This window comes from Bacillus tequilensis, from assembly GCF_012225885.1.
GTDB lineage: Bacteria > Bacillota > Bacilli > Bacillales > Bacillaceae > Bacillus > Bacillus tequilensis.
Map to the genome: position 1 here is coordinate 2769589 of NZ_CP048852.1, position 14477 is coordinate 2784065.

Sequence of the window (14477 nt, forward strand, 5' to 3'; positions counted from 1 at the left end):
TTGTTCCTTGTCCGATTACTTGATGTTAGCAAGCTGCTGTTTGATGCGTTTGAAGTCTCCTGCGCTTACAACGGCACTCTTGCGAAGCTTACGCTTTTGCTTTTGAGATTTGTTGGCGAATAAGTGACTTGTATATGCGTGAGAACGTTTTAACTTCCCAGAACCTGTCTTTTTAAAACGTTTAGCAGATCCGCGGTGAGTTTTCATTTTTGGCATGGGATTTCCTCCTTATTGCTTTTCGTTTTTCGGCGCGAGCATTAAGAACATGCTGCGGCCGTCCATTTTTGGTTTTGTTTCGACAGTCGCAACTTCCGCACATGCTTCAGAAAAACGGTCCAATACGCGCTGGCCGATTTCTTTATGAGTGATTGCGCGTCCTTTAAAGCGGATAGAAGCTTTCACTTTATCGCCTTTTTCAAGGAATTTAATCGCATTTCGCAATTTCGTGTTAAAGTCATGCTCATCGATTGTCGGACTTAATCTAACTTCTTTTAAGTTAATGATTTTTTGATTTTTTCGTGCTTCTTTGTCCTTTTTCTGCTGCTCGAATCTGAACTTACCGTAGTCCATAATGCGGCATACAGGCGGTTTTGCATTCGCTGCAACTAACACAAGGTCAAGATTTGCGCGGCCGGCGATTTCAAGTGCCTCCTGACGGGACTTGATGCCGAGCTGATCGCCATTTTGTCCGATCAGACGAACTTCACGTGCACGGATACCCTCATTAACCAATTGATCTTTGCTAATAATGAGCCACCTCCATAGTTTCTTCGAATTGATTCACAACTCATTTTGACTGCATTTGCAGGCAAACAAAAAGTGCGGGCATTATAAAACACCCACACTACGAACATCTGTATCAATAAAAATGTACGGTCAACCTGCCAACTACATGCATGTGTCAATCAGGTGAGAAGCGGGTGCTTCTGCTTGTGATTTATATTCAATTCAATAACTATTCTACACAATGCCGGATCTTTAGTCAAGAACGACTTATCCGGAACAACTTTTTCATTGTAACATGGGTTTTCTGTAAGTGCAAGAGCGAAAAAGAAAATCTTTCATCTGCACCCAGAATGTAAAGTTTCTGCCCCGCTCAGCCACGCATCAAGTGTTCTGTCGAATAAGCTCGGTTCAGCCTGCGGTGCTTCATGACCGATCCCCGGAAATGCTGAAAATAGCTGATTTGCTGTTCCCACATCCAGCCGCTGACACCCCATTATGAAGCCGAGAATAGTAAACACCTGATTCTATTATATATAGAATCAATAGTCGCCTCCCATCCTTTTCCTTATTTCACAGCTTCTCATAAAACCACCGACAGGAAAAAATGTAAAGTAAAGTTAATTGATAACCGATATAAGGAGCAGAAGGGAGTCTGACACATGAACAAACTGATACAGCTTGCTTTATTTTTCATATTGATATTAACCGGTTGCTCGAATAGCAGCACATCTTCTGAACCAAAAGCTGAAACGGTTAAGACAGCCGCAGCATTTGATCAAAAGGAACCAGAGAAAGAGCTGAAAAAACTAAAACCCGTTTCACCGGACAGGAATTTCGAGAGTCCACTCGCTGCCAAGTTAGGAAAGCTGAAGGCAAAAGAAGAAGCCGAGAAGCAAAGACAGATCGCCGCCGAGAAAAAACGTGAAAAAGAGCGGGAGGCGAAACGAAAGAAACAGCAGGAGGAAGCGGCGGAGAGGCAGCGATTGGCAGAGCAGCAGGCTGCAGAGAGACAGCGATTAGCGGAAGCGGAAAGACAAGCTGAGCTTGAAAGACAGCGGCAGGCAGCAATCCAAAAAGAGCAGAAAGCGAACGCTGAAAAAAAGCGGCAATCGCAGGCAGAACGGCAGCAGACCAAGACACCCTCATCTAAAAGTCAGGATCCACCTTCTTCCTCGAGCCAGTCCGATAAAACCATTCAGCAGCCAGCTTCAGAGCTTCCTGATAACGATGGTTATGGCTATGAAGAACGAAAAAAGTGGCATGACGATCAAGTGGAATGGGGCATTAAGCAAGGGTATATCGATCCCGAAGACGCACCATAAAAGAAAAAAGAAGGCTGAATGCCTTGGCTTGGCTTATCCTCCGATCATCTGCACGAATACAGGGATGACCAGAACCGTGACCACTCCTACTACGACAACCGCAATACTCGCCATCGCAGCTTCGACTTCTCCCATCTCGATCCCGACCGCTACACCGAGTGCGTGTCCGGACGTACCGAGAGCCAATCCTTTAGAAATCGGATTCTTCACTTTAAACACCTTCAAGAACAGTGCTCCGAGTGCATAGACAATGACAGCGTTAAAGATGACTGCAAAGGCTGTGATGTCGCTGATGCCTCCGATGTCTTTTGATAAAGGAAGCGCAATCGCAGTTGTAGCCGCTTGCGGAAGCATGCTTTTCATCACGGCCGCATCGAGGTGAATGCCTTTTGCAAGCAAATAAACAATCGTGACAGAGCAGATAGAGCCGACAATAATGGAGGCCATGATTTGCCACCAGTATTTTTTCAGCTTGTCTCTTTGTTTGTACAAAGGAATGGCAAATGCGATCGTCGCAGGTTCAAGGAAAAACTTAATGATTTCTCCCCCGTTATTATAGTCCGCGTAGGAAAAACCGCCGATTTTTAAAAATGCGATCCCAAGCACCATGGCCACAAACAAAGGAGTGAAAAGGAAGAATCCTTTCGTTTTTTTAAATAAAAAGGTGCCGATGCCGAATGCAGCAAGTGATACGACAATTCCGAAATAAGGACTCATTGTGCTTTCCATGTGATGAACCTCCTGTTTCCTTAATGGTGAACGAGCTCTTTATTGTTCTGCTGGTTTTGCACTGTTTTTGTTTTCATGTCCGCTTCCGTTTTGTGCTTTCCGCTCAGCGAAAGAATCAGCTGAGAAAATAATCCCGTAGCTCCCAGCAAAATGATCGTTGCAAGCAGAATGACAAGAACGATTTGCAGACCGTATTGCTGCATCACACCAAGCGAATTCATAACAGATATACCTGACGGGACAAATAAAAATCCGATCAATGAGGTTAAAGATGTTCCAAGCGTTTCTACTTGTTCCAGTTTAATGACTTTCAAACATAATAGGAGAAATAATAAGACCAACCCTACAACCGATGCGGGGATAGGTATTGGGACAATAGCTGCAATCATGTTTGAGACCAGCATAATGACGGCAAAAATAAATGCTTGTGTTAAAAACCCGTACACTTTTTTAGCACTCATTTTCTTCACCTCTTTCTCTTTGGTACCCTCATTATAAATAAGAACCGCCTCTCATGAAGCGCTTACAAGATAACATGTCGATTAACGGAACTGAGTTGCAGAATCAAATGGCTGAAATGCAAAAAGCCGCCCGTCAAATATGGAGCAGCTTTTTCAATTCCTTCGCATATGTCCGGCTGACCGGTATTTTCGAGCCGTCTTTCATAATCAAGTTATACGTTGAATTAAACCATGGCTGGATTTCTTTAATATATTCAGTATTGACGACAAAGCTCCGGTGGACGCGGATGAAATCAGGATCAGGCAGCTTTTTCTCAATGACAACGAGTGTATCGCTGACCTTGTAAGATGTATCAAAGGTTTTTACATTCACATGACGATCTTCCGTTCCGGCATAGATAATGTCCTTCGTATCTACGATCACTATCGATTCTCCTACAGATAGCGCAAGTTTGTGCGGGCCGGCATGGCTGCTCAGATCTGTTTCCGCAATATCCCGATTACCTTTTTTATATTTTTTCAGCGTTTGCTGAATTCTTTCCTCATCAAAAGGCTTGGTTAAATAGTCAAGGGCGTCCACCTCAAACGCTTTGAGCGCATATTGATCATATGCTGTCGCAAACACAACAGCAGGAGGATGCTTCATTTTCTTCAACCGCTTTGCGATATCAAAACCATTTTCTCCAGATAAATCAACATCTAAAAACAGCAAATCGGGTTTTTGATCCATCATTTGGTCAAAAGCAGATTCAATATTTTCCGCTTCATTGATTTCCATATCCTCATTGGTCCGCTTGAGCAAGTAAGCCAGCTCATCCCTTGCCAGCATCTCATCATCAACTATTAACACCTTGAGCATATTCTTCTCCCTCTTTCATCTGTTGCATTGGCACTTGAAAGGAAAACTCTGTCCCTTTATGAACCTCACTCCTGATATTCAGTGCGGCCTGCTGTCCGAATAAACCGATCAGCCGCTGATTCAGGTTATAAAGCGCTGTACCGGTTCCCTCCTTAGATGGGAATGGTCTCTGTCCCAATTCCGACAGGACGTCTGGCGGAATTCCCCGTCCATTATCAGTCACTTTCATATAAACCGATGTATCATCAGATAAGACACAGACCGTAACCTTACACATGTCTTGTTTTTTCGAAAACGCATGCCGAAGCGCATTCTCCACAAGCACCTGTAAGACAAATGGAGGGATTTTAATTTGCTCCAGCCCGCTGTCGATATTGAGCTCAATCTTATATTTCCCGGGAAAACGCGCCTGTTCTAATGACAAATAGGCGTGCAGGTGGTTCAGCTCCTTTGAAAGCGGTATGAGGAGCTGTCTGGCTCCCTGAAGGTTTGAACGAAAATAAACACTGAGCTGCAATAAGAGCTTACGGGTTTTTTCAACATCCGTGCGGCATAATGCAGAAATTGTGTTGATCGCATTAAATAAAAAATGCGGATTCACCTGTGCCTGAAGCGCTTTGATTTCAGCATCCTTGAGAAGTTTGCTTTGGAGCTCTGCTTCCCCAAGCTCAAGCTGTGTCGAAAACAGCATGGCGAGCCCCTCAGCAAGCTCCTCCTCAACCTGGTTTAATCCCGCTGGATTTTTAAAATACATTTTTAAGGTTCCGATTGTATTGCCGTTTGATGTCAGCGGCAATACAATCGCCGCATGCAACGGACATTCAGAATGCGTACATTCAATCTCTTCCTGAGAAATGGCCTTCATGATTTCTCCTGTTTTAATTACTTTTTTGGACAAGCCGGTGATCAAGCTTTTTGATGGGATATGGTGATCCATTCCCGCGCCGACATGCGCAAGGATCTTCTCTTTGTCAGTGAGAGACACCGCATCTGTTCCCGTCAGCTTATGGATAATGGCCGCCACACTTTTACAGGAGTTTTCATTGAGTCCTTGGCGGAAAAATGGGAGCGTCTGGTCAGCGATCGTCAGCACTCTATGCGTTTCAAGCGCCCTCGCCTGCTCTTCCTTGCGAATGATCGCCTGAATGATCGACAGAAAAATAAAACTGCCTGTTCCGTTGATGAGTATCATCGGTATCCCGATCATGCTGACAAGCTCCCAAGCGTTACTGAATGGCTTTGCCATCAATAAAATGATCACCATCTGCAGGGACTCCATGCCGATTCCCACAAGAGCGGCGATACGCGGTGTCGGCATTCGGTAGCGCTTTGTAAAATACCTGCCGATCAAGCCTGCAAGAACACCCGCTAAAACGGACGATACCGCACAGCTTAAGGCCGTGCTGCCGCCGAGCGAAAAGCGATGCAGTCCCGCTAGTATGCCGATTCCAGCCCCTACAAACGGACCTCCGAGAAGGCCTCCGATTTCCACGCCCAAAATACGGGTATTCGCAATAGAGCCCGATGGATCTATTGCAAACACCCAGTCATTGTTTACTATCATATTTTTTTGAATTTCAATGCCTGTATAATTGCTGATGATGCTGAAAAGAGAAAAAATAGAAATTAAAACCGCTTTTCCTTTATAGCCGTCCTGATTTTGCAGCGCCTGTCTGAAAAGCTTCGTATGGGCGAGAATGAAGCCCAATATAACGATAATCCCTACCCTCTCAAGCATCATAATCATTAAATGGATCATGCACGTCACCTGTTCTTTCCATTTTCATTCTAGCATGTTTTCATCTATATGACTGTTTTTTTAAAATCATCTGAAAACATATTTCACAAGACTTTTATCTATTGTAAAATAAAACATGAGCCTTTTGGCAGAAAGATTTGAATCTGAAGCAGAGGAGAAGATCATGAAAGCCGTATTTTTTGATTTAGACGATACACTACTTTGGGACGAGAAAAGCGTCAGAACAACATTTGCAGAAACTTGTTTACAGGCAGAGAAAAAATATGGCCTTGACCCGCAGGCATTCGAGGCAGCTGTTCGTGAAGCGGCGAGAGAATTGTACATGTCATATGAGACGTATCCATATACAGTGATGATCGGCATAAACCCGTTTGAAGGACTGTGGTCTAATTTCTCAGAACCGATCAGTGAAGGATTTCAGAAGCTGAACAAAATTGTGCCGGAGTACAGAAGAGACGCATGGACCAACGGACTGAAAACGCTTGGCATCGATGATCCGGCATATGGCGAATACTTGGGAGAGTTTTTTGCGGCAGAACGCAGAAAACGCCCGTTTGTATATGATGAAACATTTGCTGTGCTCGATCAATTAAAAGGCAAGTATGAATTGCTGCTTTTGACAAACGGCGATCCGAGTCTGCAAAAGGAGAAGCTCGCCGGCGTGCCTGAGCTCGCCCCTTATTTCAATGAAATCGTCATCTCCGGCGCTTTCGGAAAAGGGAAACCCGATGTTTCCATTTTTGAACACTGCCTTAAGCTGATGAATATTGATAAAGACGATGCGATCATGGTCGGCGATAATTTGAATACAGATATTTTAGGCGCTTCAAGAGCCGGAATCAAAACCGTTTGGATCAACCGGACGGATAAGAAAAACGAAACCGATGTGACGCCTGATTACATCATCAGCAGCCTTCATGATTTGTTTCCTTTGTTAGAGAAATAAAAAAAGCATGATCTCTTTAATGAGATCATGCTTTTTATGTTATTTTTTCGCTTCGGCTACTGCCTTTTTCACAAACTCATCAAGTGAGATGGTTTCAGAATTCTGCTCTCCATACTTACGGACGTTTACCGCTCCGTTTTCTGCTTCTTGGTCACCGACCACAAGCATGTACGGGATTTTTTGCATTTGCGCTTCACGGATTTTGTAGCCGATTTTTTCATCGCGGCTGTCGACTTCAACACGCAATCCTTCACGCTGCAGGCGTTCCTGCACTTTTTTCGCATAGTCTAAATGCACAGCCGGAGAAACCGGGATGACTTGGAATTGAACCGGTGCAAGCCATGTTGGCAGCGCGCCTTTATGTTCTTCGATTAAGAAGGCAACAAAGCGTTCCATTGTTGATACGACACCTCTGTGAATGACAACCGGGCGGTGCTGTTTGCCGTCTTCGCCGATATAAGTCAGATCGAAACGTTCAGGCAATAAGAAGTCAAGCTGAACTGTAGACAAGGTTTCTTCCTTGCCGATGGCTGTTTTCACCTGAACATCAAGTTTAGGGCCGTAGAATGCCGCTTCACCTTCTGCTTCGTAGTAGTCATGGCCGATTTCGTCCATTGCTGCTTTCAGCATGGATTGCGCTTTGTTCCACATTTCATCGTCATCAAAATATTTCTCTGTGTCTTCAGGATCACGGTAAGACAGGCGGAATGTGTAATCACTTAAACCGAAGTCTTCATATACGTCCTGAATTAAACGGACCGTACGGATAAACTCATCCTTAATTTGATCCGGACGCACAAAGATGTGCGCATCGTTTAAGGTCATGCCGCGCACGCGCTGCAGGCCTGACAGCGCACCTGACATTTCATAGCGGTGCATCGTTCCCAGCTCCGCAATACGGATTGGAAGCTCGCGGTAGCTGTGAATGTCTTGTTTGTAAATCATCATATGGTGCGGGCAGTTCATCGGACGCAAAACAAGTGTTTCATTGTCCATTTCCATCGGAGGGAACATGCCTTCTTGATAATGCTCCCAGTGTCCAGATGTTTCATACAGCTCTTTGCTGCCAAGCACTGGTGTATACACGTGCTCATAGCCGAGGCTGATTTCTTTATCGACAATGTAGCGCTCGATGACACGGCGAATTGTCGCGCCTTTTGGCAGCCAAAGCGGCAGGCCTTGTCCGACTTTTTGAGAATTCGCAAACAGCTTTAATTCTTTACCGAGCTTTCTATGGTCACGCTCTTTCGCTTCTTCAAGCATGCGCAGATGCTCTTCAAGATCAGCTTTTTTGAAGAAAGCTGTGCCGTATACGCGCTGAAGCATTTGGTTTTTGCTGTCACCGCGCCAGTATGCACCTGCAAGGCTTAACAGCTTAAACTCTTTGATTTTTCCTGTTGAAGGAACATGCACACCGCGGCACAGGTCAAAGAATTCGCCTTGCTCATAAATCGAAACGGTTTCTCCTTCAGGTATCGCATCCAATAGCTCCAGCTTCAAGTCGTCGCCGATTTCGGCAAAACGGGCTTTCGCTTCTTCACGGCTGACTTCTTTCCGGACGATCGGAAGGTTCGCATTGACGATTTTTTTCATTTCTTTCTCGATCTTCGGCAGATCCTCAGGCGTAATCGCTTCTTCCATTTCTACATCGTAGTAAAAACCGTTTTCGATGACCGGACCGACACCGAATTTGACATCTTTGTAGATGCGTTTAATCGCTTGAGCCAGCAAGTGAGCCGTACTGTGGCGCATAATCTGAAGACCTTCTTCGGAGCCTTCTGTAATGATTTCCACTGTACCGTCTTCATTGATCGGCGTTTTCAGATCGATTTCTTTTCCGTTCAGTTTTCCGGCTAATGATTTCTTCTTTAATCCCGGACTGATGGATGCCGCGATATCTTCTGTTGTTGTTCCTTTCGCAAACTCCTTGACTGCTCCATCAGGGAATGTGATTTTCACCATATCTGACATCTATGTCACTCCTTTTTTCACATATAAAAACCCCGCCCCCTATGAAAGGGACGAGGTTGAATAAACGGAATCGTGGTTCCACCCTTTTTTCCGCAAAGCCAATACTCCGGCATCTGCGGCTCTAAGCTCTGTAACGGGAGTTCCCGTCAGCCATTACTGCTCCTTATCAAAGGGGTTCACAGCTGAAGTTCAAAGGCGGTAAAGCGAATGGTCCTTAGCTAGGAAGCTTGCAGCCGTGGCTTCCCTCTCTTTGAGCCGGTATCATTCCTTCGTGTCCTTATCAATACGTGTGTCTTTCTTAATCTCCTATGTATTATAAATTGTTCAATCTAAAAAATCAACACGCTCGCATTTCCTTTTTTCAAACCGACAGCCTTACATATGGAGGCTGCCGGCCTTTATCCTTCCGAGTGCTTTACCTGTATTTCCGCGTCTGAAAAAGCGTGCAGCGGAAGCAGTTCCATTCGCTCTTGAAATACGTTTTGAATGGTTCTTGCCATCATATGCTCCGGCTGGTCGGTATAAAGCACCACTTGATCAGGCGCGATGGAAATGAGCGGCGCCAGCAAATGAGAATCAATGTACATAGGATGATCCCGGAGAAACCGCCTGTCTATGTATTTCATCTTTTCCCGTTCCGGCACATAGCGCAGCTCCCATAACGTAAATGAACCATCATGGACAATATGAACCTTTTTGATTCGCGGCTGTTTGGCTGTTACATAGTCTCTGAGCGTTTGGATAAAGTTTTGATATTCCTGTTCCATCTTATATTCATCTACCGCCGCTTCCGTAATGTCTCTCAGCTGCTTGTAGTATTGTCCAAGCCGGAAGGTCTGAAAGGAGCGAATGGAAAAAACCCCTTCCTCTAAACAGATCGTTTTGAGTTCATCCAAAATAGATTGTTTCCGTGAAAGCTTCAGCGGCTCAAACGGAAGATCTTCCGCTTCTCCTTCAATAATACTATGTGCGAGCTGAAGGATTTGCTGCTGTTCATCATGATCGGTAAAGCAGTATGTTCTCTCAATCAACGACAGCATATACTCGTCTTCTTTGCATTCTAAAAAAAATTTGACCAGAATCGGCTCCATAAAACGCTGAATAGAGAGAGCCGGCTTCGCTTTTTTAATCCCGATTTTTCGTATGCCTTCACAGACAATGATATTGTCCCGATCGTCCGAATGCTGAATCAGATGTAAAAAAGCGGTTGCATCATGGTCGTCTTCAAAGATTATTTCAAGCATGTTTGTCCCCCCTTACGGCATCTGTTACAAGTATATGGGGGATGTTTTTAAAATAGACGTAAAGGTCATTGGCAAATCTAATTTGATTCCTGGAACAAGTTTCGCATTCTCTTTCTGAAGATAATCGGCAGCGAGATAAACACGATATACAAAGCGAGGACCAAAAAGAAAGCGGGCAGATTGCCAGCCAAAAAGCTCGCACCCAGAACATTAAGCGCAATGGTTCCAGGGATGATTCCCGCTGCCGTCGCCGCAAAATACGGCAGCGCTTTGACATTGGAAAGGCCTGCCGCATAGCTGACGAAATCAAAATTGATCGGCAGGATTCTTAAAAGAAAGATATAAAAAAATCCGTTATCCTCCATCTGCTTCTGAATGGCTTCCAGCTTTTCATAATGGCCGTTCTTTTTCGCCGCAAACAAACCTGCCGCAAAAAATGATACAGCAGAAGCGCACATCGAACCGAATAACGTGTAAAGTGTGCCGAAAAGCGGGCCAAACGCAAGTCCGCCCGCTATAGAAATAACAGACACCGGAAATAACACAAGAGGCCTGACAATGGATATCCCGATAAATATCAGCGGTGCAAAGACCCCAAATGACAAGACCCACACCCTGACCTCTTTCGGCGATACATTCAAATACCTTTTATTCCCCCAAAAGAGTAAACCTGCAACGGCCAGCACTGCCAGCCATTTAAGAGCGGTTTTTCGTTTCATACCCTCAGTTCCTTCCCCTTTGAACCGCAGCGATTACGAATGGCGGCGGTTTTCTCCGTCAAGGCGGATCGGAGCAGCCAAATATAATATCCGCTCCATTAATCTTGCCGCTTTTACTTCTTCCTTTTCTCCCCTTTGCGAATACGTAAAATGATGCTTCAGCTCGTCAGGTGAGAAATTAGAAGAAAAGAACGTCGGCAGCTGCTGGGACATTCTGTGCTGAAGCACCGTCCCGATGACTTCATCCCTTACCCAGCTCGTCATTGATTCCGCTCCGATGTCATCAAGCATCAATACAGGTGTTGTTTTGACCATATTGAGCTTCTCTTCCAATGAATGGTCTTGCAGGGAGTTCTTAAGCTCTCTCACAAATTCGGGCACATAGACGATCATGGAGGAATACTCTTTTTCCGCCAGCTCATTGGCAATCGCAGCGAGCATAAACGTTTTTCCTACCCCGAACTTCCCGTATAAATAAAGACCTTTCCCTTTTCCCGTCTCATTATAGCTTTTCAGAAAATCTGTAACATGCTGGAACATCGCGAGCCTGCTCGGGTCACTGATATCAACCTGCTGAAATGTCGCTCCGAGAAGGTCCTTTTGGATATACATGCTTTTCATAAGAGATTTTTGCTTTTTCTGCTGGTCGAGCTTCCGTTTGACCGGACATTCAAAATACTCAATATCAATAGCGCGGCCATTGACAACAAGCTTAGGATGATAGCCCTCGAGCAGATTGTTGCAATTTTCATCTTCCGAACAATAGGAGCAATTCTTGCTTTGCCCGATATATTCATAAAGCTTATTTAAGCTCTTTTCGATCATTTTTTGGTCAATGATTTCTTCGTTTTCCTTCAAAAACACCTGAACATCTTGATCGTTCATGACTTTTTCTTTCATTTGTTCAAGACGTTTTTGGAAATCCGGTCTGCCAGTTACGCCCTGCAGGGAACGGCCGATTGGTTCCATTTATTCCTTCACCCCGCATCTCTGTCTTTAATAGGCAGAGTATTTTTTCAGTTTTTGCATCTCTTCCATCATCTTTTTCTTCTGTTCTTCCAAATCCTGCGGCTGCAGCTTCTGCTGTCCGGATTCTGAATCGGACGCTTTCTCCTTTTCTTTCATCCAGTCAGGAAGCTTTTCTTCCCGAATCACTTTTTGATTTCGTTTCGAAGGCTGATTTGCTTTTCCTTCCGCCCATTCAAGGTATTGGCGGTTTTCTTCTATCGCGAGCTTCATCGCTTCTCTGACCGTTTTTACCTTTTTGCGCGCCCAATGTGAGGCAATTTTTTGGATATAGTTTTTCGACAGCTTCATGTCGGTTTTCAGCATGACGTAATAAATTAACACATTTGTCACGCCTGGCTCGAGCTTCTGTTCAAACATAATTTCTTCTATGATTTTCAAATCAGCTTTTGATGGCTCTGTTCCGTCGGCAATGTCCTGCAAAAGCTTCTTCGGAGAAATCGCCTCCAGCAATGCGATCAGCTTTCCGTCCAGAGAATCCTCTTCCGCCGGTTTTTCGCCTTCACGCAGGTGCACCGGCTGTGTTTTTTCCACTAAGTCAGGCAGCTGTCCGTTTCGTTCGATTTGGTACCAGTCGCTTGCCGCTTTTCTTAAAGCCTCCGTCGTAATGACGTCACGCTCATCAATTGCGCTCATCACGACACTTTGCATCTGCAAGGGGTCTATTCCATACAAATAAGAAAGCTTTTTGATCGTGTCGCGCACCTGCTGGGTCATCGCTTTTCTCGGAATCATCGTCTCAGAAAGTCCCGCTAAAAACAAATCAAAATCAAACACTTCCTCCGTTATGGTGTAAGAAGGAGCTTGTCCGACAGAAGTGTATTCTGTGCCTTGCGCAAGCCTCACCGTTTCTGCCATATCAGATGTGAGATTCCATTCACTCGGCTGCAGCGATTCAAACGCATGATTAAACGGCCGCGTAATGTCCTTCGCATCTTCGGAAATGGCCGGGTGCGTGAAAAATTGTTTTAATTGCTGATATTTTGTTTTTCCAACCCTATTGTACAGGAAAACATTCAGCATTCCGTCTTCAAAAAATTCATTTGGCCTGAGCGGCGGAAGGAGTTCATATATAAAGAGGCGCTCCTGCCGCTCGGATTCTTTCATATATACTTTCAGCAATCCGATGCCCTCGAGCTTTCCTTGTTCCTGATGGATCGTCTTTAAGTTGGACTGTGTCATCCCCATCAGCTGCCGATGTGTGGACTCTCCGCCCCACAGACGGTTTTGTTCAAGCTCTCCCCACAATGTCATATAAAGAGAGAATGCAACAGGGCCGATTAAGGGCTGATACAGTTGTGTGATAATTTGTCTGTCTATATCCTGCAGCATCGATCTGCTTTTGACCACATACGGATCTACAGGCAGTACATCTTTCCAATAGTCAGCCATACATTCTCAAACCTTCCGAATTTGTTTCTATCTTTCATTTTACACCGTTTCTTCTATCTATCAAATGCCAATTTTGCACATGAGAAAAGAGCTAGAAGAATCCTCTTAGCTCTTTTATCGTTCTTTCTTTATTAAGTCTTTTAACTCGTCGATAAAGACGTTTATATCTTTAAACTGCCGATAGACGGACGCGAACCGCACATATGCGACCTCATCAATCTTAGCCAGCCGGTCCATGACCATTTCTCCAACGAGCTCGCTTTTTACCTCGGAGCAGCCTTGATTGCGAAGTTCTTTTTCAATATCAAAACACATGTCTTCAAGCGTTTTGAGTGAAACAGGTCTTTTTTCGCATGCTTTTATGAGGCCGCGCAGCATTTTTTCTCTGCTGAATTCCTCACGTACTCCTTCCTTTTTCACGACGATGAGCGGGGTTTCCTCCACTTTTTCAAAGGTCGTAAACCGGTAGTGGCAGGATTCGCACTCGCGTCTTCGGCGAATCGATTTTCCGTCATCCACAGGCCGTGAATCAAGGACTCGCGTTCCGTTATGCTGGCATGAAGGACATTTCAATAAAATCAGCTCCCAACTATTTCGTTCCCTGCAATGTATGTTCGGCAGCCTCCGCCTTTTCAAAATAAATGTGACAGCCATCTGTCGGGAGAGCCGTTGTGTAAGGCTGTGGTTACAGCATCAGGTGGTTTATGAGAATCTCTTTCTTATTTTACAAAAAAAATGAAAAAAGAAAAAGCTGGCCGCCCTTGTTTCTTTATAAAAATAAAAGGAGCATAAGCTAAAAAGCGCATAACGGCTTTCTAGCTTCAGCTCCCTTTGTGTTCGTGTTTACTATAGTACTTTCGCTTGCGCCTGTTTAATTTGCACAGGCCCCATTCCTCTTGGTATTTCAATGTTTTCTCTTGTATCAGCATGTAATGCCTCTGCGATGTAGTCAGCAGCGACATTAGGATCTAAGTCTCCACAAGTATAAACATCAATGCTCGCATATCCGTGCTCAGGAAAACTGTGAATTGTTAAGTGTGATTCAGAAATAATCACAACTCCGCTTACGCCTTGCGGTGCAAATTTGTGAAATGCAACCTCGCGCACCTCAGCACCTGATTTTAGAGCAGCATTTACAAACGTTTTTTCAATAAAATCCATGTCATTCAGCTTATCAAAATCGCATCCCCATAGCTCGGAGATAACGTGACGCCCCATTGTTTCCATAGTCATGGACCCCCCTTAACAAGAATTAAAAAGTGAAATTCCAACAACTGGGTCGGCCATTTACCACGGGGGAAAGTTAGTCCGGAGAGGTCCTAA

General features: G+C 44.7%; 15 protein-coding genes and 1 other annotated feature. Of the genes, 2 read left to right on the top strand and 13 right to left on the bottom strand.

Going from position 1 to position 14477, the window contains the following annotated elements; genetic code table 11:
* Window positions 1-15 precede the first annotated feature (15 nt).
* A complete protein-coding gene (gene rpmI / locus G4P54_RS14755) occupies window positions 16-216 on the bottom strand; it encodes a 50S ribosomal protein L35 (RefSeq protein WP_003184267.1) in 201 nt (66 codons plus the stop codon).
* 12 nt (window positions 217-228) lie between these two features.
* A complete protein-coding gene (infC, locus tag G4P54_RS14760) occupies window positions 229-750 on the bottom strand; it encodes a translation initiation factor IF-3 (RefSeq protein ID WP_071543361.1) in 522 nt (173 codons plus the stop codon).
* 57 nt (window positions 751-807) lie between these two features.
* Window positions 808-938: a sequence feature (ribosomal protein L20 leader region), on the bottom strand.
* Between the two features lie 447 nt (window positions 939-1385).
* Between infC and G4P54_RS14765 the strand changes: the two genes are divergently transcribed.
* Window positions 1386-2048 (top strand): hypothetical protein, encoded by a 663-nt coding sequence (locus G4P54_RS14765; RefSeq protein ID WP_167873063.1) that lies wholly within the window; start codon window positions 1386-1388, stop codon window positions 2046-2048.
* 33 nt (window positions 2049-2081) lie between these two features.
* On the opposite strand, the gene lrgB is transcribed toward G4P54_RS14765, so the two are convergent.
* The 4 genes from lrgB to lytS form a co-directional block, all read right to left on the bottom strand.
* Window positions 2082-2777 carry an antiholin-like protein LrgB gene (gene lrgB / locus G4P54_RS14770; protein WP_167873064.1) on the bottom strand — a complete coding sequence of 232 codons (696 nt, stop codon included), beginning with the start codon at window positions 2775-2777 and terminating at the stop codon, window positions 2082-2084.
* A 20-nt stretch (window positions 2778-2797) separates the two neighbouring features.
* Complete coding sequence (gene lrgA, locus G4P54_RS14775; RefSeq protein WP_024714543.1) at window positions 2798-3238, bottom strand: antiholin-like murein hydrolase modulator LrgA; 441 nt, start codon at window positions 3236-3238, stop codon at window positions 2798-2800.
* Window positions 3239-3371: 133 nt separating this feature from the next.
* The gene (gene lytT / locus G4P54_RS14780) at window positions 3372-4097 is read right to left on the bottom strand and encodes a two-component system response regulator LytT (protein ID WP_167873065.1); all 726 of its coding nucleotides are present in this window, start codon (window positions 4095-4097) and stop codon (window positions 3372-3374) included.
* Window positions 4075-5856 carry a two-component system sensor histidine kinase LytS gene (gene lytS / locus G4P54_RS14785; protein WP_167873066.1) on the bottom strand — a complete coding sequence of 594 codons (1782 nt, stop codon included), beginning with the start codon at window positions 5854-5856 and terminating at the stop codon, window positions 4075-4077. Before lytS ends, lytT begins: the two co-directional genes overlap by 23 nt.
* 163 nt (window positions 5857-6019) lie before the next feature.
* Between lytS and G4P54_RS14790 the strand changes: the two genes are divergently transcribed.
* A complete protein-coding gene (locus G4P54_RS14790; protein ID WP_024714546.1) occupies window positions 6020-6802 on the top strand; it encodes an HAD family hydrolase in 783 nt (260 codons plus the stop codon).
* 39 nt (window positions 6803-6841) lie between these two features.
* Here G4P54_RS14790 and thrS read toward each other — a convergent pair whose 3' ends face one another.
* The 7 genes from thrS to speD all read right to left on the bottom strand — a co-directional run bounded on the left by thrS (window position 6842) and on the right by speD (window position 14381).
* Window positions 6842-8773, bottom strand: a complete 1932-nt coding sequence (gene thrS, locus G4P54_RS14795) for a threonine--tRNA ligase (RefSeq protein WP_024714547.1) — start codon at window positions 8771-8773, stop codon at window positions 6842-6844.
* Window positions 8774-9171: 398 nt separating this feature from the next.
* Window positions 9172-10017, bottom strand: coding sequence for a putative sporulation protein YtxC (ytxC, locus tag G4P54_RS14800; RefSeq protein WP_167873067.1), 846 nt, complete (start codon window positions 10015-10017; stop codon window positions 9172-9174).
* 77 nt (window positions 10018-10094) lie between these two features.
* Window positions 10095-10736, bottom strand: a complete 642-nt coding sequence (locus G4P54_RS14805; RefSeq protein WP_167873068.1) for a TVP38/TMEM64 family protein — start codon at window positions 10734-10736, stop codon at window positions 10095-10097.
* Window positions 10737-10769: 33 nt separating this feature from the next.
* Complete coding sequence (gene dnaI / locus G4P54_RS14810) at window positions 10770-11705, bottom strand: primosomal protein DnaI (RefSeq protein ID WP_167873069.1); 936 nt, start codon at window positions 11703-11705, stop codon at window positions 10770-10772.
* Window positions 11706-11732: 27 nt separating this feature from the next.
* Window positions 11733-13154, bottom strand: coding sequence for a replicative helicase loading/DNA remodeling protein DnaB (dnaB, locus tag G4P54_RS14815; protein WP_024714551.1), 1422 nt, complete (start codon window positions 13152-13154; stop codon window positions 11733-11735).
* 114 nt (window positions 13155-13268) lie between these two features.
* Complete coding sequence (gene nrdR / locus G4P54_RS14820; RefSeq protein ID WP_003223586.1) at window positions 13269-13727, bottom strand: transcriptional regulator NrdR; 459 nt, start codon at window positions 13725-13727, stop codon at window positions 13269-13271.
* A gap of 273 nt (window positions 13728-14000) precedes the next feature.
* The gene (gene speD, locus G4P54_RS14825) at window positions 14001-14381 is read right to left on the bottom strand and encodes an adenosylmethionine decarboxylase (protein ID WP_003223584.1); all 381 of its coding nucleotides are present in this window, start codon (window positions 14379-14381) and stop codon (window positions 14001-14003) included.
* Window positions 14382-14477: the final 96 nt, after the last annotated feature.

Excerpts from the sequence above, each read along its gene's own strand:
- rpmI (WP_003184267.1), bottom strand. The coding sequence starts at position 216 with ATGCCAAAAATGAAAACTCACCGCGGATCTGCTAAACGTTTTAAAAAG.
- G4P54_RS14765 (WP_167873063.1), top strand. The coding sequence starts at position 1,386 with ATGAACAAACTGATACAGCTTGCTTTATTTTTCATATTGATATTAACC.
- lrgB (WP_167873064.1), bottom strand. The coding sequence starts at position 2,777 with ATGGAAAGCACAATGAGTCCTTATTTCGGAATTGTCGTATCACTTGCT.
- lrgA (WP_024714543.1), bottom strand. The coding sequence starts at position 3,238 with ATGAGTGCTAAAAAAGTGTACGGGTTTTTAACACAAGCATTTATTTTT.
- lytT (WP_167873065.1), bottom strand. The coding sequence starts at position 4,097 with ATGCTCAAGGTGTTAATAGTTGATGATGAGATGCTGGCAAGGGATGAG.
- lytS (WP_167873066.1), bottom strand. The coding sequence starts at position 5,856 with ATGATCCATTTAATGATTATGATGCTTGAGAGGGTAGGGATTATCGTT.
- G4P54_RS14790 (WP_024714546.1), top strand. The coding sequence starts at position 6,020 with ATGAAAGCCGTATTTTTTGATTTAGACGATACACTACTTTGGGACGAG.
- thrS (WP_024714547.1), bottom strand. The coding sequence starts at position 8,773 with ATGTCAGATATGGTGAAAATCACATTCCCTGATGGAGCAGTCAAGGAG.
- ytxC (WP_167873067.1), bottom strand. The coding sequence starts at position 10,017 with ATGCTTGAAATAATCTTTGAAGACGACCATGATGCAACCGCTTTTTTA.
- G4P54_RS14805 (WP_167873068.1), bottom strand. The coding sequence starts at position 10,736 with ATGAAACGAAAAACCGCTCTTAAATGGCTGGCAGTGCTGGCCGTTGCA.
- dnaI (WP_167873069.1), bottom strand. The coding sequence starts at position 11,705 with ATGGAACCAATCGGCCGTTCCCTGCAGGGCGTAACTGGCAGACCGGAT.
- dnaB (WP_024714551.1), bottom strand. The coding sequence starts at position 13,154 with ATGGCTGACTATTGGAAAGATGTACTGCCTGTAGATCCGTATGTGGTC.
- speD (WP_003223584.1), bottom strand. The coding sequence starts at position 14,381 with ATGGAAACAATGGGGCGTCACGTTATCTCCGAGCTATGGGGATGCGAT.